The sequence below is a fragment of the Citrobacter sp. L55 genome (genome assembly GCF_002850715.1).
Taxonomy (GTDB): Bacteria; Pseudomonadota; Gammaproteobacteria; order Enterobacterales; family Enterobacteriaceae; genus Citrobacter; species Citrobacter braakii.
Window position 1 is genome coordinate 79,110 of record NZ_KZ559413.1, and the last position, 17,378, is coordinate 96,487.

The 17,378-nt window shown below is 48.5% G+C and carries 22 protein-coding genes and 1 tRNA gene; 21 read left to right on the forward strand and 2 right to left on the reverse strand.

Annotated elements, in window-relative coordinates:
- The first annotated feature begins 15 nt into the window (after positions 1 to 15).
- From B9P82_RS22355 to B9P82_RS22370, 4 genes are all read left to right on the forward strand, one after another.
- The gene (locus B9P82_RS22355) at positions 16 to 741 is read left to right on the forward strand and encodes a hypothetical protein (RefSeq protein ID WP_101700950.1); all 726 of its coding nucleotides are present in this window, start codon (positions 16 to 18) and stop codon (positions 739 to 741) included.
- 60 nt (positions 742 to 801) lie between these two features.
- Entirely contained in the window at positions 802 to 2,142 is a 1,341-nt protein-coding gene (locus B9P82_RS22360; protein ID WP_006812582.1) for a DnaB-like helicase C-terminal domain-containing protein, read from the forward strand.
- A 156-nt stretch (positions 2,143 to 2,298) separates the two neighbouring features.
- The gene (locus B9P82_RS22365; RefSeq protein WP_168188463.1) at positions 2,299 to 3,414 is read left to right on the forward strand and encodes a DNA primase; all 1,116 of its coding nucleotides are present in this window, start codon (positions 2,299 to 2,301) and stop codon (positions 3,412 to 3,414) included.
- Positions 3,415 to 3,827: 413 nt separating this feature from the next.
- Positions 3,828 to 4,496 (forward strand): helix-turn-helix domain-containing protein, encoded by a 669-nt coding sequence (locus B9P82_RS22370; RefSeq protein ID WP_101700952.1) that lies wholly within the window; start codon positions 3,828 to 3,830, stop codon positions 4,494 to 4,496.
- A 96-nt stretch (positions 4,497 to 4,592) separates the two neighbouring features.
- Here the strand turns inward: B9P82_RS22370 and B9P82_RS22375 are convergent, their stop codons facing one another.
- On the reverse strand, positions 4,593 to 5,183 hold the full coding sequence (locus tag B9P82_RS22375; RefSeq protein ID WP_101700953.1) for a hypothetical protein: 591 nt from the start codon (positions 5,181 to 5,183) through the stop codon (positions 4,593 to 4,595).
- Positions 5,184 to 5,413: 230 nt separating this feature from the next.
- Here B9P82_RS22375 and B9P82_RS22380 point away from each other — a divergent pair, with 230 nt between their 5' ends.
- The 17 genes from B9P82_RS22380 (at position 5,414) to B9P82_RS22475 (ending at position 16,745) form a co-directional block, all read left to right on the forward strand.
- Positions 5,414 to 6,208 (forward strand): hypothetical protein, encoded by a 795-nt coding sequence (locus B9P82_RS22380; protein ID WP_101700954.1) that lies wholly within the window; start codon positions 5,414 to 5,416, stop codon positions 6,206 to 6,208.
- An 81-nt stretch (positions 6,209 to 6,289) separates the two neighbouring features.
- Positions 6,290 to 6,766, forward strand: a complete 477-nt coding sequence (locus tag B9P82_RS28710; RefSeq protein WP_172687907.1) for a hypothetical protein — start codon at positions 6,290 to 6,292, stop codon at positions 6,764 to 6,766.
- A 34-nt stretch (positions 6,767 to 6,800) separates the two neighbouring features.
- Positions 6,801 to 8,123 (forward strand): ATP-dependent DNA ligase, encoded by a 1,323-nt coding sequence (locus B9P82_RS22395; protein WP_101700955.1) that lies wholly within the window; start codon positions 6,801 to 6,803, stop codon positions 8,121 to 8,123.
- Positions 8,124 to 8,134: 11 nt separating this feature from the next.
- The gene (locus B9P82_RS29075) at positions 8,135 to 8,299 is read left to right on the forward strand and encodes a hypothetical protein (RefSeq protein WP_172687143.1); all 165 of its coding nucleotides are present in this window, start codon (positions 8,135 to 8,137) and stop codon (positions 8,297 to 8,299) included.
- Positions 8,283 to 8,495, forward strand: coding sequence for a hypothetical protein (locus tag B9P82_RS22405; protein ID WP_168188459.1), 213 nt, complete (start codon positions 8,283 to 8,285; stop codon positions 8,493 to 8,495). Before B9P82_RS29075 ends, B9P82_RS22405 begins: the two co-directional genes overlap by 17 nt.
- A 148-nt stretch (positions 8,496 to 8,643) precedes the next feature.
- Positions 8,644 to 8,949 carry a hypothetical protein gene (locus B9P82_RS22415; protein ID WP_023180935.1) on the forward strand — a complete coding sequence of 102 codons (306 nt, stop codon included), beginning with the start codon at positions 8,644 to 8,646 and terminating at the stop codon, positions 8,947 to 8,949.
- A 749-nt stretch (positions 8,950 to 9,698) separates the two neighbouring features.
- Positions 9,699 to 9,773, forward strand: a tRNA-Asn gene (locus B9P82_RS22420).
- A gap of 747 nt (positions 9,774 to 10,520) precedes the next feature.
- Complete coding sequence (locus B9P82_RS22430; protein WP_101700957.1) at positions 10,521 to 11,249, forward strand: hypothetical protein; 729 nt, start codon at positions 10,521 to 10,523, stop codon at positions 11,247 to 11,249.
- 78 nt (positions 11,250 to 11,327) lie between these two features.
- Positions 11,328 to 11,882, forward strand: coding sequence for a hypothetical protein (locus B9P82_RS22435; RefSeq protein ID WP_101700958.1), 555 nt, complete (start codon positions 11,328 to 11,330; stop codon positions 11,880 to 11,882).
- A 40-nt stretch (positions 11,883 to 11,922) separates the two neighbouring features.
- Positions 11,923 to 12,711 (forward strand): hypothetical protein, encoded by a 789-nt coding sequence (locus B9P82_RS22440; protein WP_223229471.1) that lies wholly within the window; start codon positions 11,923 to 11,925, stop codon positions 12,709 to 12,711.
- Positions 12,712 to 12,824: 113 nt separating this feature from the next.
- A complete protein-coding gene (gene phoH / locus B9P82_RS22445; protein ID WP_045339937.1) occupies positions 12,825 to 13,598 on the forward strand; it encodes a phosphate starvation-inducible protein PhoH in 774 nt (257 codons plus the stop codon).
- 10 nt (positions 13,599 to 13,608) lie between these two features.
- Entirely contained in the window at positions 13,609 to 13,812 is a 204-nt protein-coding gene (locus B9P82_RS22450; RefSeq protein WP_000159906.1) for a crAss001_48 related protein, read from the forward strand.
- Positions 13,813 to 13,827: 15 nt separating this feature from the next.
- A complete protein-coding gene (locus B9P82_RS22455) occupies positions 13,828 to 14,193 on the forward strand; it encodes a Gp49 family protein (RefSeq protein WP_101700959.1) in 366 nt (121 codons plus the stop codon).
- Positions 14,193 to 14,438 (forward strand): GrxA family glutaredoxin, encoded by a 246-nt coding sequence (locus B9P82_RS22460; RefSeq protein WP_101700960.1) that lies wholly within the window; start codon positions 14,193 to 14,195, stop codon positions 14,436 to 14,438. Before B9P82_RS22455 ends, B9P82_RS22460 begins: the two co-directional genes overlap by 1 nt.
- 96 nt (positions 14,439 to 14,534) lie before the next feature.
- Positions 14,535 to 15,059 (forward strand): hypothetical protein, encoded by a 525-nt coding sequence (locus tag B9P82_RS22465; protein ID WP_101700961.1) that lies wholly within the window; start codon positions 14,535 to 14,537, stop codon positions 15,057 to 15,059.
- Positions 15,050 to 15,466, forward strand: a complete 417-nt coding sequence (locus B9P82_RS22470) for a type II toxin-antitoxin system YafO family toxin (protein WP_101700962.1) — start codon at positions 15,050 to 15,052, stop codon at positions 15,464 to 15,466. The genes B9P82_RS22465 and B9P82_RS22470 overlap by 10 nt, the downstream gene beginning before the upstream one ends.
- A gap of 172 nt (positions 15,467 to 15,638) precedes the next feature.
- Entirely contained in the window at positions 15,639 to 16,745 is a 1,107-nt protein-coding gene (locus B9P82_RS22475) for a tyrosine-type recombinase/integrase (protein ID WP_101700963.1), read from the forward strand.
- On the opposite strand, the gene B9P82_RS22480 is transcribed toward B9P82_RS22475, so the two are convergent.
- On the reverse strand, positions 16,737 to 17,123 hold the full coding sequence (locus B9P82_RS22480; RefSeq protein WP_000224608.1) for a transcriptional regulator: 387 nt from the start codon (positions 17,121 to 17,123) through the stop codon (positions 16,737 to 16,739). The two genes, B9P82_RS22475 and B9P82_RS22480, sit on opposite strands and share 9 nt — an antisense overlap.
- Between the last annotated feature and the right edge of the window lie 255 nt (positions 17,124 to 17,378).

Genomic DNA, 17,378 nt, shown 5'->3' on the forward strand with positions numbered 1-17,378 from the left:
TATCAGACGGAGCACATGAGCCAGATTTTCTTTAACACTATTAACAACGACCAGTACGACTTCATGACCGAGTGGGGCACCACAGTCATGGACAAGTGGGTGGCCGAGAATATTGGGCTGTCACGCTGCAAGGATGAGGCGGAGCTGTTCGAGACAAAGTGGTTTGATTACCGCGACATGCACCCGCTTATGGCCACATGCCTCTTCACTGAGGCATACAAGCGCCAGTACTCATACATCATGCTGTCGCATGGTCGCGAACACTATGAGACGGCCCAATTCACTACCGGTTTGAAACGTGTGCCGTATCAGGAGCTGTCGACGGCCAACAAAACGTCTCTCTGGAAAGCACGCCAATTTGCCGACCAGTACTGCTGCTCTTATGACTACTTCATTTCTACCGTTCTTTCCGCAGCTGCACGCCGTCTGTGGGACAAATTACCTCGCCCCCAACATCTCTGGCAGCCCGAGCTGATTGAGATATTCGAAGAGAAGTTAGCCAAACGCGCTGTAACCCGTCTGGATGACTCTCTGGTGAGTTTTAAGCATCTGGGAGACATGCAGCACGACCCGATTCAAGAACGCTATTTTGAGTGGGTTCTGGAGCGTCTGCGTGGCATTACCCGAGACAAACGCGTCCGCATCATCTTCTCCGCTGTCTGGTTGATGGAAATCGTGCCTGAGCGTGTGATTTACGCGCACTTCCCGGAAGAACTGGAAGAAGCACGGCGATTCTGTTGATCCCCTATTTGGCTTTTTTAGTATTAGAAAACAAATTGTTTAAGCACCAAAGGAAAGCACATGACCGAACTTTGCCACACAGGACGAGGGTTGTCTGAAGAGTTCGACGACGACTTCCAGAATCGACTCGCAGCCTACTTCTGTCGCGACCATGAGTTTCTGACTCGCGCCGGTGATCTGGTTGCGCCAAACCAGTTCTCCAATGCGGCCAACGCTATTCTGGTGAACATGGTGTCGGGCTACTACAGAATGTATAAGAGCGCACCATCATCGTCGGCCATCCTCGACATGCTCAAACGCGCCAAACGCGATAAGACGATCCGCGAAGAGCTGTTCCCCGACGTTGTTGAGGCGTTTAAGCGGATTCTCGCTGAGAAGCTGTCAGACACGGCGTACATGGTCGACCAGGTCGCGACGTTTGCCAAAAGCGTAGCGTTCGACGACGCGCTGATTAAAGCGGCTGAGATGAAAGAGAAGGGCGATTTCCAGGGCGCAATGGCAATCATGGCCAAAGTCCAGCAAATCGGCTCTAACGAAGCGACCGGCATTTACGATTACTTCTCTGAATCAGCAGAGCGTTACAAGGCGCGTGAGTACGAAGCGTCCGACGATTACGTGCCAAACAGCATCACAACGGGTCTACCGTTGCTCGACAAGCTGCTTTACCAGAAAGGCTGGGCAAAGCGTGAAATGGTGCTGTTCATGGGCTTCGCGAAGTCAGGTAAATCGACGGCGATGGGTGAGTTCTCCATCAACGCCACGCTTGCCGGTTACAACGTCCTGTATCTGTCGCTGGAAGTTCACACCTCCATTCTGTCAGATCGCTTTGACGCCCGTCTGTCTGAGACCGAAATGTCCAAGCTGGTGGAACGCCGCGACGACGTCCATCGCAAACTGGCAGAGCTGGGCGCGACGAAAGGCGTGGGGAGCTTGTGGATTGTTGAACGACCGTCCGGAAGCATGTCGCCTGCAGATCTGGATCGTATGTTGGGCAGCATGAAAGCCAATGGCATGATCCCCGACATGGTCGTGGTCGACTACGCCGACCTGATGCGTGCCAGCTACGACCTCCGCGACGACCGCGCCAACATTCGCAGCATCTACACTGACCTGCGTGCGCTGTACGACAAACACAACGTGGCCGGCATCACTGCATCGCAGACTAACAGGGAAGGTGGTGCTTCAGAGGTGGCCACAATGATGCACGCAGCGGACAACATCGAGAAGGTGCGTATCGCGGACCTCGTTATCACGATCAACAAAACGGAAGAGGAAGAAGCGAAAGGCGAAGCGCGTCTGTACTTCGCTGGTTCACGTAACCAGAAAGGCGGCGTAAGCATCCGCGTTAAGCAGAACCTCGAACAAATGCGATTCATCGAACGCATTATGGACGTCCTCTAAAAAAGAAGGCGTGGGGAAACGCTCTCCACGCCGGTCTCCATAAGAGAACAAACTTCTCTTTTGCCAAAGCCACAAAAGAAAAAACACATGAGCCTTTATGGTATTCAAATACCGAGGTTTATCAAGATATTACCTGCAAAAAGTAGGGTTAAGAACGTGAGCGACTTGAAAGAATTACTGACCGAGCTGGATTTTGAGCAATGGCTCGATATGGAAGGAATCATCTACCGTCGTGGTGGCGTCAGTACTCGTGGACGTGAGGTGAATATCAAGGAGTGCCCGGTATGCGGCAGCTCAAACTGGAAGGTTTATTTCAACCTGACCAATGGTGTCGGCAAATGCTTTGCTGGTGATCATCCCGAAGAGATTCAGTTCAACAAGCTGGTCTTCCTCAAGCACTACAGCGGCAAATCCCGTCGCGATTTTGAAGAGTACGTCCAGAACGCGCTGATCTCACAAGGATGGGCGCCGAAGAAGGAAGAGATTGTGCTGGCCAGCAAGGTTGAACTCGAAGGGCCAGTAGCTCTCCCGCGACATTACGAACTCCCCATTGACGGTCGTCTTCCTGATTATCTGGTGGAGCGCCATATCTCCCCGGAGCTGGCCAAATACTTTGATCTGCGTTACTGCGTCGAAGGCAAGCACGCATACGTCGATCCGTACACAGACCAGGTCAAGGGGCAGGTGTTTGATATGCGCATCCTGATACCGGTTTACGATCTGGATGGCGTGATGAAGACCTTCCAGGGGCGTGACATTACCGGTGCAGCAGAACGCCGTTATCTCTTCCCCATGCAGCTGCCGGCGTCGGGTAAGTTTCTCTACAACGGCCACAACGCAGTCGGAAAACAAACGGTGGTTGTGTGTGAAGGGGCATTTGACGTAATGGGCGTGAAGCGAGCCATCTTCGACGAAGAGACGCTGCGGGATTATGTAGAGCCAATTGGCACGTTCGGGATGCACTTGTCCGGAAATATGAATGAGGACGCTGAAGATCAGTTAGGTGCGTTCCTGACGCTCAAGGCGCGTGGATTACGCAACGTCATCATGATGTGGGACAGCGAGAAGCAAGCGATCCGCAACACCATGTCGGCGGCCAAACGTCTCACCAGCATCGGACTAAATGTCAAAGTGGCCTGTCTGGGCGAAGAAGGTCTCGACCCGGGCGACGCGACGCCAGAGCAGATCCTCAAAGCCTATTACCGTGCCAAGTCGTACTCCAAACAGCTGGAGTTGCAAAGCAAAGTGCTAGGCATTAAAGCCCTAATGTGAGGGTGTAGCCATATTCATCTCGTCCATAATCTGTTTTGACGTTAGATCTATAGGACATCATTTTTTAAAATGTCCTATAGCAAAAATTATAGTTCATGGTGTACCATAATTCAGTACTTGTAGATACTTAATTCATTAATTAACTATATGATTTATATGCAATTCATTAAAGCAGGATGAAATGTTACCTTTCTAGATAGATTATTGTTCAAGTAGATACAAACGTGACGAACACATGGATAATCCTCATATCGATAGACTTGAAGGGGATAGGAAAATGTTCGATTTTGATCGGTTTGTAACGTTAGCAGAGCGGTTGGGGAAGGTTGCATCTTCTCTTAGTAATCTTGCGCTTTCCATTTGCGTACTAATTCTGATTTATTCCATGTTTATTTCGGCCTGAGGACGTAGAAATGATTTTCTGGAAAAAAATGCCTTCTCTGTGGATTGGAAACAGACTCACTGAGTTTAATTGCTTGGAAACCTCACAGGCTATTGCGGCAATAAAAATATATATTACTTTCTGTTTGTTTGGTAAGGATCGTGGAGACGGTGTTCGTACTGTTGAACTTACTTTTAGTGAAATTAGTGAAATTGCTTCTATTAGTAGGTCTTTGGTAAATAGTGGCCTGAAATTGCTTTACGACAAAAAATTAATTGAAAATTTGTCACTTACTAAAAGGAAGAAGATTTACACTGTAGACGTCGGTGGTGAAGTTAAAGATGGTTGGTGCAAGTTGCCGATGGCGGGAGTTGTTAGCGATGACCGTACCATTTTGGCTTTCCAGTCGATGCATAACAGGTATCATTTTGAGCTTGTTGCGCTTCAGCTATACTTGTATATCCTGTACGCAAGAGATAATCAGCAAGAGTATGTATTGGCGAGGAAGCAAACAATTTGTAAAAAACTAGCGTGCCGTCTCGCTGATTTAAATAAAGCTATAACTTACCTGATCCATATAGGCCTTCTTAAAAAAATGAAACAGAAAGCAGTTGAATCTTATCCAGTAGAGCTTTTTCATGATTCATTTTATTTTTATGTAAAAACCGGTGCAAATAATGCTCTTACATACAAAAAGTAATCTGATTTTATTCCAGATGACCTGATGCTCCTTTAACAATAAACTATGAGGATCTGATAATCCCGACCGGAACACTTCTCACCTCTAACTTGCGGCCTATTTTGTGATATCAGCCGAGCCTTGCGACTTTGTACTCAAGTTTCTCGCAACATTGGTAAGAGAGGTTACGGCATCCGTCAGGCTGTTCACTGCATTAATCAGATCCGCGATTTGGGCGTGTTCGACGATTCCAGTGGTATTTGCCTTCTTAGTTGATTCCTTCTTATCTATTAAGAGCTTTAACAACGATACGATGTTATTGATCTTGCTAAAGTCAAATGCCTCTATGAGCAAGCTTGGCATTTGCTCAGACCGGAGTGTGAGATCCAATGCGACAAGCGGAATGGCATAGACTCCATGCTTTGTGTGTGTGACTTTGATATCGAGCATTTGTGAGGCATCAAACCAAAAGAAATACCCCTTTTTGTACACAGCGAACCGCTCGTTATGCATATCGATGGCGATGCCGCCCCACGCCCTGATGTAAAGGTTACTTCGCGGGATGTTATTCCCAACAAGGCGAAGGAATTTCCAACGTCGGATGGATACAATGAGAAGGTAAACAGCTGCCAATGGTATAAGTACAATTGCACCAGCTAGTAAGATCGAGAGAGCATGTACGATTGCATCGGTTGATTCGTTTCCCATTGCTTCACCTTTTTAATTTTGATTTGTGCTTACTTCAGGCCTGCATGAAAACGATTACCAGCGAGTCGTGCTGACATAAGTTTAGACGCATCAGCAGATAACTACTTAATGACTTCACCTAAGGCGCAGGCAACCCGCACAACGCTAGCAATGTATAGCCTGATAAAGTAAGTAGATACATACTTATTTTTCTGTAAGAATATGCTCGACGAAGGAATTGAGGAACCTTTATGAAAGCAGATATTCAGAAGTCCGTTACCGAAATCGTCGACAAATCAGGCGTAGAAATTGATACAGAAGAGCGCCAGAAGATTATCGATGAGGCGATCCAAACTGCGCTGGAGCACATCGCCACGTCTGTGAGCACCGCACCTCTTGGGGAAGGCTCGAAATACATGCGGGTCTGGGTTCGTTTTGGAGAGTCCCCGGAGCTGCCTGGTGTTAAGCAGAAACGCGCTGCACTCGTGGCGTTCACTCGCAAGATGAAGGATGCAACGGTCGAAGTACGCGCCGGTGCATGGTACGACGGTCGCGTTGTCTACACCAATCAGGCGGTGTGCGATGAAGGTGAACGGTTTGAGGAAATTGTCGACGCGACTCTTCGCGCGATCAATGGCAGGGCTGGTGTAGAGGATGATCCGTCTATCGCGGCGTTCCTGAGCATTGTCGAACTGCCTGAAGTTACCGAACGCGTTACAGATCTGACAACACCACAGGGTTTGCTGGAATTGGTGGTCAGTGGCGATACCAAAAAAGCCGTTGAGCGCATTCGAGAGGTGGAATACGGCATCATCTGCGATATGTGCCGCAGCGACTTAGACCTGGTGCGCATCATTGTCGACGCGGGTCAGGCATGTGACGGTGTGCTCGCCAGTTTTGCAGGGCAGGTGGCACGCCTGGCCAACGAGCTGCCGATGATTAAACAGGAGGCAAAATCCTACGCCGTCCACCATGCCAACGATTTACTGGAGCCATACCGGTTCGAAGCCGCTCAGGACAAAATGACTGGCTGGGCGACCTGGTAAGCCTCGAAAAACCATTTAGCCCCCTGGTGGGGCTTTTTTAAACTGCGCTCAATAAGTAAGTACACGACTTCGGTTAGAAGCATGTCCACAAGAACAGATTTGTCGAAAATCCCGTCTATCTCCGGAAACAACGGTTATTCGCTGCGCTGTCCGGAAGTGAAGATCAACGGCCATGAGGCCCATTGCAGCTATACAGTCTGCCAGCACACCATCCTTGCCTACAAAGAGAAGCGTCTCCCGGCGACATCGTTCCAGTCCTGCGCTGCGGCCATTGCTGCTGGCAAATGCCAGGCGCTGAAGATGATGGTCGAAGAGATCCGCAAAGGCGAACAGCTCTACTTCATCGATATGGCTGCGCTTATCAAAGAAGTGGAAGAGCAAAACGACCATGCCAGAACGCTCACCCGGAAGCGCAACACCATGACGATTAACAGTCTGGTTCAACGCACGAAGAAAACAGAACCAGCCAAACCCGAAACCACGTCCACCGATTCACTGGCGCCCGTCACTGACGTGTACGCGGCACTCATTGAAGAAGCAACCAAAGAAAACACATGAAAACTCCCGAGCGACCGATGGAGGTTAAACACTAATGGAAAAACTGATCGCCCTAAAGCACAAGCTGGATGCCATAAAAACGATGGGAACCAACGCCAAGAAAGAGGCGCTGGCCAACCTTGATGAATTTGAGCAGAGCATGGTCTCGCTAATGCTCAACCCATTCATTCGATTCGGTGTGAAGAAGTACAAAGTGGCCGAGCCACTCGATACTTCCGTACCCAGCGACCAGAAGGTAGTCGAGCTGCTGGAGAAGCTGGCGGCGCGCGAACTGACCGGGAACGCGGCCATTACTGCCGTCGAATCACTCGTTGCCTCAATGTGCGCTGACGGACAGGACGTGTTTCGTCGCTTCCTGCTGAAAGATCCGAAAGCCGGCGTCGGTATCAGCCTGTGCAACAAGGTGTTCGAAAACCCAATTCCGAAGTTTGAGGTACAGCTGGCGTCTCCGTACAAGGAGAAAGGCGACAAATACCCATTTAAACCAAATCCAAAGGCCAAGTGGCCAATGATCGGCAGCCTCAAACTCGATGGTCTCCGGGTTATCTGCGAAGTCATCGTTGACGAGGAAGAGGTGAACTTCCTGACTCGCACCGGCAATCCGATTACGTCACTCGATCACCTTAAACCAGCCATGCTGGAGCGAGGCAGACTCTCCGGTTTCAAGCACATCTTTTTCGATGGTGAGGGTACTGCAGGTACGTTCAACCAGTCCGTGTCGGCGCTTCGCAAGAAGAACGTGAAAGCCATTGGTGCCGTTTACCACATCTTCGATTTCTTCTTACCGGAGTGGCGTGCTCAGGCAAAAAGCAAAGAGTACCTGAAGACCGGCATGAAGCTGAAAGAGCGCCTGGCTATGCTGGTGGCGTTGTTCCGCAACACTTGCGGGGAAGATTACGCGCAAGATGTCCACCTGCATCCGTTCTACATCATCCATAGTCATGAAGACTTCATCGAACGCTTCATGAAGCGCCTGGACGAGAACGAAGAGGGGGAGATGGGCAAAGATCCGGATTCTGTTTACGAGTTCAAGCGTACCCGCAGCTGGTGGAAGCTGAAAGACGAGGATTCCGAAGATGGTGAAATCATCGACTTCGAGCCAGGCGACCCGGACTCTGGCTTTGCGCATACGCTGGGCAAGATAGTGATTCGTCTGGAGAACTGCGTCATCGTTCGTGCCAGTGGTATCAAGCATAAGTACCTGGATGAGATCTGGAACAATCAAGAGAAGTATCGTGGACGCATCGTCGAGGTTCACTGCCATGAGAAAACGCCAGACGGTAGCTTACGCCACCCACGTCTGAAGTGGCCGAAATGTTTGCGAGATACCGAAGACCGTATTGGAGATAAAGACTGATGCTCGGCTGGATGATTGTATTTTTGGTCGTCGGAATTGTTATCGGCAGTCTGGTTATGTCCAGCTGCATCAACGATTACGTAAAAGCCGGTGTCATGCAGAGGCGCGGCCGCATTTACCGCATTGTAGATATCACGTACACACTGAAGGAGATTAAGGATGATCATGTTAAGTAAACGGGAGAAAGAAACTCTGCGTGAAATCAGCCAGTGGAAAGAGTTCTACGCCAACTGGAAGCCAAAGACCCGCGCCAAACTGGAACGTATGAATCTTGTCGCTAACGTTTCGCCAAAGGGATGTGTGGAGAACTATCAACTCACTGAAAAAGGGCACTCACTGTTGCAGCGATTGACTGAGGCGGGGGCGTTCTGATGATTCCATACATCCTATTGTCTTTTGCTGGGGGCGTGGCCCTCGGCTTCAGTATCTGTCGCGATCTGGTTAGGCAGGAACTGAAAACCAAAACGCTTCGCATCGGTAGGCGTCTGTATCGGGTTGTTCACGAGACGGGAGTGCGGAAATGAGCAATTTGACCTCTTTCGACTGGTGGCTGGTAACCTACCTTGTGGCGGCCGGCTTCGGATATGCCTTTTACATTGGTCAGTTAATCGTAAAGCTACTGCTGATCAGATTTGCCAGCCATAAACGCATAGACGACGGTCTGTGGCGCCTGGGTTCTCTGCTGGAGACTCACTACGGTGAACTCAAGGAGAACGAAACTATCACTATTCAAGCGAAGCGTTTTACGGCCATCATCACGAGAACGCCGGAACAGAAGGTGAGTTTGATCAAAAAGATAGCAACTGAACGAGTTACAGAAAAATAAGTATTTACTTACTTATTTAATATGTATAAGATTCACTTGTTTTCGTTGAGACGCGACTGTTTGAACGTTAAATATAACTGCAAACGAAGATACGTACCTGGCAGTAGCCTAAGAAGCCAAACACCAGCGAGGTCAGTTTCCAGCCTCGTCACCAAAATGGGACACACTGAGCGAGTGTGATTGCAGAACGCAGGATAGGGCATGTTGCACCACCCATGCCCTATTCGATGAAGTAACAGGATGGGCGGTTGGTTTTCCTCATTCCATTCCATCATCCCGGTTTCAGCCAGCTGACCGTCCATCCTGTTACGTCATTTCCATTACTTATGTCGTTTGATCTTGGGTTAAAAGCGGCGACGTAACCCGGCTGGCTTGGTTAGCCAGCGCACAACGTTGAGGTCACTGTTTTTCTTTTAATCATACAGGTGATTCCACAGAGCTGTAGTGACTGATCAATATGTTGGGTCGAACATAAATCGGTTCAGTGGCCTCAACGTTGTGAAAGCAGGATTCTTTAACCCTCTGGTGAAATCATTGTTGCCTATGTAGCCCCTGGTTTCACAACATGGATGATTCCATACATCCAATAAGATCGAAGAATCTGGCGGCCGTCAACCACCGAGAAGGATTCCAGATCTTTGCTCTATGTAAGCGAGCCACAAGCCTCGTCTGGCACTAACGTAAAGTGCAAGTTGCGGGAAAGTTCCTGGTTGCCTAGTTGTCCATGAACAAGTACCGCCGCGAAAAATGATGGTGTAGCTCTGTGGTAGAGCGGTTGACTGTTAATCAACTGGTCGGTGGTTCGAGTCCACCCACCATCGCCAACACAGCGCTGAACGGTTTGGAGTTCGCCACCACCGTCCGAACGGAAAGACTCCGCAAATGTCGCCAAACCGTTCAGCGCTGTGATAGACACGGCAGACGTTCTTAACCATTGCTTCTTAGCATCGTAGCAACACTTTTTTAGCGCAAACCATAATCCAAAGGGGCTTCGGCCCCTTTTTTCTTTGATAATCATAAACTTTTTTGTACGTAGTGGGGCAATTTCTGTCAGTCCTACATGCGTATATGGGTTGTGCTATCATATGCAAATTCTAAACAAGCTATTGGAAATGCTACAATCCGAGTTTTCATACAACGAGAGGGAAGTGCAATGGGGAAGTGAATACTACGCAAAAAAAAAGAACCCCCGAACGGGAGTTCTTTCTGGTTTTTTTACGACGCCATCGTTAAAAAACCTCATATCGCGTTACGAGAACGGATACGTCAATACAAGTTCATCTTACAACTAAGATGAATCTACGTCAATTTGGTCTCGTAGCGCATTTGATTAATCGAATAGAGGTATCTTTCGATGAGTGAAATGCTAACGACTTTTATTCAGGCTCCTTTGCTGAGCCAGGTCCTAACCGTACTTGCGCTTTACCTATTGTTTAGGTGCCAACAGAATAAATAGTTTTAATAAAAATGGGGCTTCGGCTCCATTTTGCTTTGCGGTCGTACATATGAATTCAGCAGCATTAGGTTGACGCTATTTGAGACTTCTCAGAACATTCTAAGGAACAAAGAAGATGGCAAAGATATTTTTCAGCTTACAACTTTGGGGGGCAAAGACATCAATTGCGGTCATGAATATGCTTGCCGAACAGGCTGAGGCAAACATTGTTCGCGCTCTCAGTGATGCCGATCTTCCGGGAGCAGTCTCGGAGGGCGAGTATGACGATTATCACGAGGACGATGAGGGTAATATTTATCGGTACACTGTTCCGTACTTTACCTGCGGTTCATGTTCTGGACTCGATGCTGATGAAGTCAAAACGGAATACAAGCACTTGATTTCACAACTTACGCGTCGTTCGGCATTTCTGACGATGTTCGGGTTATTTGAACACCGCATGGTTGAATGCCTTGATGTCATGGATAGATTGTCGGGCGAGGTGACAGACAAAAGGTTCAAAACTGTCGAAGATTGCCATAAGCGACTTACTGGAACCATAGGAGGCAAAGGCATCAGGGACATTGATCATCTAGCTGCCATCAGAAATATCATGGCTCACAACGATGGCGTTGCCGAAAACTATCATAACCTTTTAAAATCAAACGCAAAGAAGTCAGAAACACAGAAGCGAGATATCCGCGCAATCAATCGTGCAAAGAATGAAAACGCCGGTATAACAGTAAATTTCTTCAACGGCGTTCTCATGGACAATCAGTTTTTGGAGTATGTTGTGGGTGAGTTTAATCGATATGTTAGTGAGTTGGATGCGGCAGTACGCCAGTATCAAAGCAGCATCGGTTAATATCGCCCAAGAGCTAAAATATTTATCTGAAGTGCCACCAGTAATAGGTGCGTGGCTGTTTGCATGGAGATAGCATAAATGAAAAAGCGCAACCTCAATATTCTCGCCTCTCTGGTGATCGCGCTCGCTCTAACGGGATGTAACGAGTCTGAAGTAGATAAAATCACGCTGATAGGCCAAGACAAAAACTCTCTTGAGAGCCAGTACAAAACCCACTTTGAAAAACGAACCCCAAACATCGAAGCCTTCGTTCTGTTCGATAAAACTGCGGCTGAAGGCAAGGAACCGCATACCACTGGTGGATTAATTGACGGCAAAGTTGAGTCGAGCATGACTACTAACGTCGGCAAATATACCTTTATGCAGCTCGACGAAATGCTTACTAAAGAATACGGTAAGCCGGTTGCCACTAAAGACCAGGTATTTGATGAGACAGCCTTGAATGGACTGGAATGTGCCAAGACAATGTCATGTGCAGCGGGAAAGTATTATGAGGTATTCCGCGGCAAAGAGCGCCTGATCATGATGATAAACGGTGCCGGTTTCATGAATAAAGATGAGGGCGTAACGTTACTTACCTTTACCGACAAACACTTAAAAACGGCGCGTCTGGAAGAAGACAAACGCCACTAACAAATAACCATAAGATTGTTTAAACACAGCGAGGTTAATCGTGAGTAACAGAGATGATTTTCCCCAATCGGTGAAGCGAACACTGGCCGAACGCGTAGGCTGGAAATGCTCTTTTCTTGGCTGCAACCAGACAACAGTAGGCCCGGATAGCAGTGATACAAACGGCAGGATTAATAATGGTATTGCGGCCCATATTACAGCAGCAGCGCCAGGTGGGCCGAGATATGATCCTAGCTTGACCCCAGAACAGCGAAGCTCGATTGATAACGGTATATGGATGTGTCGTTCACATGGCGCGCTCATTGACTCTGACCACACTATCTATTCTGTTGAGCAATTGAAAAACTGGAAGCAACTGGCCGAAACTCGGCAATCTTTACTGCTTCAAATGACGCACCAGGTGAGCCAGAACAATTACTCAGATAGAGACATCGGTGTTCTAAAAGCTATTACTGATATTTTCAATTATAACTACCTCCAAATGCTGAAGAGCGAACAATTCCGGGCAAAAGTTAGCACCAACATTACCGACCCACTCTACGCATTTGATAATATTGCCTATAACCCCTTTTACAGCTTCAATGATGTTGTTTTAGAAACAATCCGTATGGAGTTGGTCGGGAAAGTGAACAACTTTTGGGCGCTTTTCAGAGAATATTCCGCGGGTGGGCTTGGGTATTATGATTATATCGACATCCCCCATATCAGACGTTTTTATCCTGAAGAGGTTGAGCGCTTTTACGGAATCATTAACCAAACCCAAGATCTGGCTTATGACATCAGCGTCACGGCACAAAAATTACTCGAAATTAGAGCAAAACTGCCGTGAGTCATGAAGATATCCCTCTATATGGTAGAGGGATAATACACACAAAATAGGTAATGACTTACCTATAATTTGTCGGTATAGTTCTTTCAGTTACTCACTTGAAAGGACTCAATATGGGAAACAAACGTAAACAGGCGCGTCGCGCAGCTCGTCAGGCACTGAAGTCAAAACCACGCATCCACGGCTACGAAATTGACACAATCATCGTTGACGAGCTGGCTGCCGCCCCTGCTCTGCCACCAAAACCTAAACGTGACAACTCTCCCATCGAAGCACGTAACGAGGCCCAGGCCCACTATCTTATATCCCTCGATACCAAACCTCTGACGTTCGCCACTGGTGAAGCCGGTTGCGGCAAGACCTACCTGGCTGCTGCCGTCGCAGCGCAGCGTCTGCTGGATAAGGAAGTCGGGAAGATCATCGTGACGCGTCCGGTATTGCAAGCAGAAGAAGATCTGGGCTTCCTTCCGGGCGACATGAGCGAGAAGTTCGCTCCGTTCTTCCGTCCCGTCTATGACGTGTTACAGAAGCGTTTGGGTGGCTCGTTCCTTGAATATTGCTTAAAGCCAGAGGTGGCCAAAGTAGAGATTGCCCCCTTCGCTTACATGCGTGGGCGCACGTTCGAGAACGCTGTAGTCATTCTGGATGAAGCGCAAAACGTTACAGCGTCACAAATGAAAATGTTCCTGACCCGTATGGGCGAGAACGTAACCGTCATTGTGAACGGAGACGTGACGCAATGCGACCTGCCAGGCAATGTTAAGTCTGGCCTGGAAGATGCACTGGAGCGTTTTAAACCTTCCTCCCATGTTGGCCTTATTGAGTTTGCGACCGAAGACTGCGTGCGTTCTGAGCTATGCAAAGTCGCACTGGAAGCCTATCAGTAAGGGAAAGCCAATGACCAAAGAGTACCTGCCACACCAGAAACGTGTCATGGATGAACACGAAGCACTGTGTGGCCGCATCAAAGAACTGGAGGCGTACATTGCCGGCGACGAGTTTGCTCGCCTGCTGTATGTCGACCGCATCATCCTCATCAAGCAGCTGGACACGATGAAGGCGTATGACCTGATTCTTCGTGCCCGGATTGCTCGCTTTTAACGTAAGGAAACCAAAATGACCGATATGGATATCGAAAAAGAGATTGTGGCCAAAGGCAAAACGGCCGCGCGTGTTACCCCGGAACGCATTGAAGCTGTTATCTCAGGCGAGTTTTACTTTACCGGCGCGGACGAATATCGCAGCTCACCGTTGTGGCTGAAGCAGGAAGAGCCTGAACCGGCCCTGCAATCACTCGAACTGCTGACCTTCTGCGTTCTTGTGCTGGAGAACGGCTACACCGTAACCGGCGAGTCTGCGTGCGCCAGCCCGGAGAACTTTGATCCGGAGATCGGACGTAAAATTGCACGCCAGAACGCGATTGCCAAAATCTGGCCTCTGGAAGGCTATCTTCTCAAGCAGCAGTTGCACGAGGTGAAGTGATGAAGGTCGTTATCTACGGACGCGATAATTGCTCATACTGCAAACGTGCGGTCGAGCTGGCGAAGCAGCTGTACGTCCACGGCTTTGGCGATTACGAATACATCGATATTGTGTCTGCCGGGATCAACAAAGAGAAGTTGAGCGACCTGGTTGGCAAGCCGGTGGAGACCATACCGCAAGTGTTCGTAAATGGCGAACCTATCGGGGGTTATACGGAATTTGCTGCTTTTGCGAGCACCCTGTAATACAATACGGCTCCTTTTGGGGCCGTTTCTGTTTGTCGCAGTTTCAGGGAACGCGTACACTTAGTTACGAGCCAGCAAAAAGCAGGCAGATAAATCATGAAAGACTCAATCACCAAAATCGCAATGGTTGTGGCACTGGCACTAAGCAGCCTGTCACAAGGATCTTATGCCAAAGATCACACCGATGAACGCAGCGCTATTACTTCAGGTGCGAGCGCACCATCTCTCGCAGAACTGCGCGAAAGTGTGGGCAAAATCCAGGAAATCACCGCTGATGGCCGTGAAATTTACGCCAGGCTGGATGCGCTGGCAGAACATGATTTTGAGCAGGCAAAGTTTGCCGCAGAAGGCTTGCGTGCTGATGTAATAGGCTCCCTGGCAATGGCCGAGTTCTTATTCCAGGCATTACCAGAGATGTCTATCATCCGGTCTTACGACAAAAACTCCACTGAATACAAGCTATGCAGGGCTGTCGCTGAGATGCGTCACGGGGCTAAAAATCTCGATAATCTGGTTAATCAGATCCTGACAGTTAGCCCTCTTCGCGAATCAGAAATTAGCCATGCGGCTCTTGCTGTTCTGGCCGCCAGTGGCACAGAGGCTTCGACCAAATGGCTCTGATTGTCGAGATAAACCCCGATACACGCGCCGAATTTTTAGACCCCACTTTCAATAAGTTCCCTGGATTGGAACAGCAGCTCATAGACGAATTTATTTACTGCAAGGAGCACAACGCCACAACGGATATCTTCGGCAATGACGCCGTCTTCACTTTTCCACCTTATGCCGTAGACGCTCAACTCGCTCGCATCCACATCAAGCTACCCGACGAACAGCCCTGGCCACCTCGCACTCCAGATCGGCAGAAGAAGAGTAATACTTATTTAGTTTATGCACAGTATTTGTGGCATCCGGATAGGTACTCCATACTCGCGCTTGTTACCCCTGCACACGATCTCATGAGCGCCGCCAACACACAGTTAATCTCCCACTTTTCGGCCTGCGCTGAAGATTTTCACAAGCGCTAAAATCATCTTGCTTGTTTCTCAGATTTAAAGAAATCGCCCTCTAATGATTCCATACCTATTAAGTATGGAATCATTGTACAAAACAGGCTATTTTATGGTTGATCATACAAAAACTTATGCCTAATATACTGTTTATACATACAGTAAAAAGGCTTCACTCAGTGAGTGGACGATGAAAAACACCTTTGATAAAGCACGCGCAGCAGAAAACACCTCTCGGGAAGCCATCGAGTACCTCGAACGCGCTTCCGGTTTGTCGGCAATGTCGACCGCCAAATTCGACGGAGACATGTCGTTTTCTTCCGCCTTCATGTTATTCACTCGCTTATCTTTACTGATAACGAGGCGTCGACCTGAAATAGCTGTTCATTGTGTTTTGATACATGTAATGCCGCATATCTCTGAAGTAAAGGTAAGTGATATAAGTAGGGTCTTGGTCAACCAGCTGGTGAACCCGCTGATACTGGAAGGCAAGATCGTCCAGGGCAGACGTGTGTTCTCCCTGATGAAACAGTTCCTGAGCTGGTGCGCCTTTCAGGGGCTGATTGATACATCACCGTTGAATGATATGTCGCTCAACAGAGTTGCTGGTGGCGCAAAGCCAGTACCGCGCGAACGTAAGCTGACCGACGCCGAGGTCTGGGTATTCTGGAACGTCTGGGATTACTTCAACGTGTGCGAGGGTACAAAGTGGGCGGCCAGGCTCTGTCTTGTCGCTGCCAGACGACCCGATGAGGTGCTCCGGGCCAGAAAGGATGAGTTCAACCTTCAACGTGATGTATGGAATCAAGGTACGCGAAACAAATCTGCCAGGCAGCACGCGCTGCCGTTAAGCCCATTGATGCGTCAATGCGTGGAAGAGTTGTTCGAGTACGGGAAAGGCAGCCAGTGGCTCGTTCCTTCGAATAAGAAGAAGGGCGTGGATACGCCAATGTCTAAGGTGGCCGTCGCCCAGGCACTGAGAAGGATACTAGAACGACCTGAGTTGATGGAGGTTGAGTCATTCACTCCACGCGACCTGAGACGTACAGCGCGTAGTTATTTCCCTGCTCTGGGGATTAATCAGGAAGTTGCTCGTAAGATTATGAACCACAGCCTTGAAGGGATAGATCGCGTCTATGATCGCCACGATTATATGGATGAGATGCGAGACGCCTTGAACAATTTCTCAGCGTACATCGCATCTATCGTTAATCAAACAGACTTAGACGAGATAGACCACAAATTCAAGGGAGATCGTCTAGCCACCGAGCTTATTCGTGTAAATTTCTCACAGTGACTTGATGGCCTCGACCACCTTTTCTGATGCGCCCTGCTGACCGTTAAAACGGTTACGGAACGCTTCTAGAACAAGTTTTTCATCAGCGGAGAGAGGCGCAGTTCCCTCTTCGCGAAAAAATTCGAGTAACTCAGGGTGGCGTTCTTCCAGAACCATCAGCATCAGTCGAACCGGGTCTGCATCCAGCGCTTTAGCTAAAGCTCGAACTTTATCTACCGGCAGAGGGATTTTGCCACTTTTAATGAGGGAGAGGTTGTTGGCGTTCTTGTACCCAACCTCTTTGGCAATGGTGGCCTGACTTTTAGGCGAGATTGTGATTAACGAGTCAATGTAAGCTGCGTAGCGACCTTGTTTGATCTCTGTTTCGTTGGTAGCCATGTAGTGAACCTTGCGTGTTTTGTTTATCTCTGGTAAGTGCTTACTGATATTACAGCAAAGGCCAGGGTTGTAAAGACTTATCTATTTAATTTCGATAGGTACTAAGTCCCTGGAACACCGCCATTATACTATGTTTTTTAGGCAATTTGTCACTATTAGCTTACAGGCAAAAGTAAGACGTATCTGATATAGATGCATTCCATATTGATACAATAGGTAGTAGTATTGCCAAACTTTCAAATGTGTTCAGTTGGA

Bases quoted from the DNA above. Each gene is read 5' to 3' on its own strand.
- B9P82_RS22465 (WP_101700961.1), top strand. From the start codon at position 14,535: ATGAAAGACTCAATCACCAAAATCGCAATGGTTGTGGCACTGGCACTA.
- B9P82_RS22370 (WP_101700952.1), top strand. From the start codon at position 3,828: ATGATTTTCTGGAAAAAAATGCCTTCTCTGTGGATTGGAAACAGACTC.
- B9P82_RS22450 (WP_000159906.1), top strand. From the start codon at position 13,609: ATGACCAAAGAGTACCTGCCACACCAGAAACGTGTCATGGATGAACAC.
- B9P82_RS22470 (WP_101700962.1), top strand. From the start codon at position 15,050: ATGGCTCTGATTGTCGAGATAAACCCCGATACACGCGCCGAATTTTTA.
- B9P82_RS22430 (WP_101700957.1), top strand. From the start codon at position 10,521: ATGGCAAAGATATTTTTCAGCTTACAACTTTGGGGGGCAAAGACATCA.
- B9P82_RS22415 (WP_023180935.1), top strand. From the start codon at position 8,644: ATGAGCAATTTGACCTCTTTCGACTGGTGGCTGGTAACCTACCTTGTG.
- B9P82_RS22480 (WP_000224608.1), bottom strand. From the start codon at position 17,123: ATGGCTACCAACGAAACAGAGATCAAACAAGGTCGCTACGCAGCTTAC.
- B9P82_RS22355 (WP_101700950.1), top strand. From the start codon at position 16: ATGAGCCAGATTTTCTTTAACACTATTAACAACGACCAGTACGACTTC.
- B9P82_RS22360 (WP_006812582.1), top strand. From the start codon at position 802: ATGACCGAACTTTGCCACACAGGACGAGGGTTGTCTGAAGAGTTCGAC.
- B9P82_RS22435 (WP_101700958.1), top strand. From the start codon at position 11,328: ATGAAAAAGCGCAACCTCAATATTCTCGCCTCTCTGGTGATCGCGCTC.
- B9P82_RS22380 (WP_101700954.1), top strand. From the start codon at position 5,414: ATGAAAGCAGATATTCAGAAGTCCGTTACCGAAATCGTCGACAAATCA.
- B9P82_RS29075 (WP_172687143.1), top strand. From the start codon at position 8,135: ATGATTGTATTTTTGGTCGTCGGAATTGTTATCGGCAGTCTGGTTATG.
- B9P82_RS22460 (WP_101700960.1), top strand. From the start codon at position 14,193: ATGAAGGTCGTTATCTACGGACGCGATAATTGCTCATACTGCAAACGT.
- B9P82_RS22475 (WP_101700963.1), top strand. From the start codon at position 15,639: ATGAAAAACACCTTTGATAAAGCACGCGCAGCAGAAAACACCTCTCGG.
- B9P82_RS28710 (WP_172687907.1), top strand. From the start codon at position 6,290: ATGTCCACAAGAACAGATTTGTCGAAAATCCCGTCTATCTCCGGAAAC.
- phoH (WP_045339937.1), top strand. From the start codon at position 12,825: ATGGGAAACAAACGTAAACAGGCGCGTCGCGCAGCTCGTCAGGCACTG.
- B9P82_RS22405 (WP_168188459.1), top strand. From the start codon at position 8,283: ATGATCATGTTAAGTAAACGGGAGAAAGAAACTCTGCGTGAAATCAGC.
- B9P82_RS22395 (WP_101700955.1), top strand. From the start codon at position 6,801: ATGGAAAAACTGATCGCCCTAAAGCACAAGCTGGATGCCATAAAAACG.
- B9P82_RS22375 (WP_101700953.1), bottom strand. From the start codon at position 5,183: ATGGGAAACGAATCAACCGATGCAATCGTACATGCTCTCTCGATCTTA.
- B9P82_RS22455 (WP_101700959.1), top strand. From the start codon at position 13,828: ATGACCGATATGGATATCGAAAAAGAGATTGTGGCCAAAGGCAAAACG.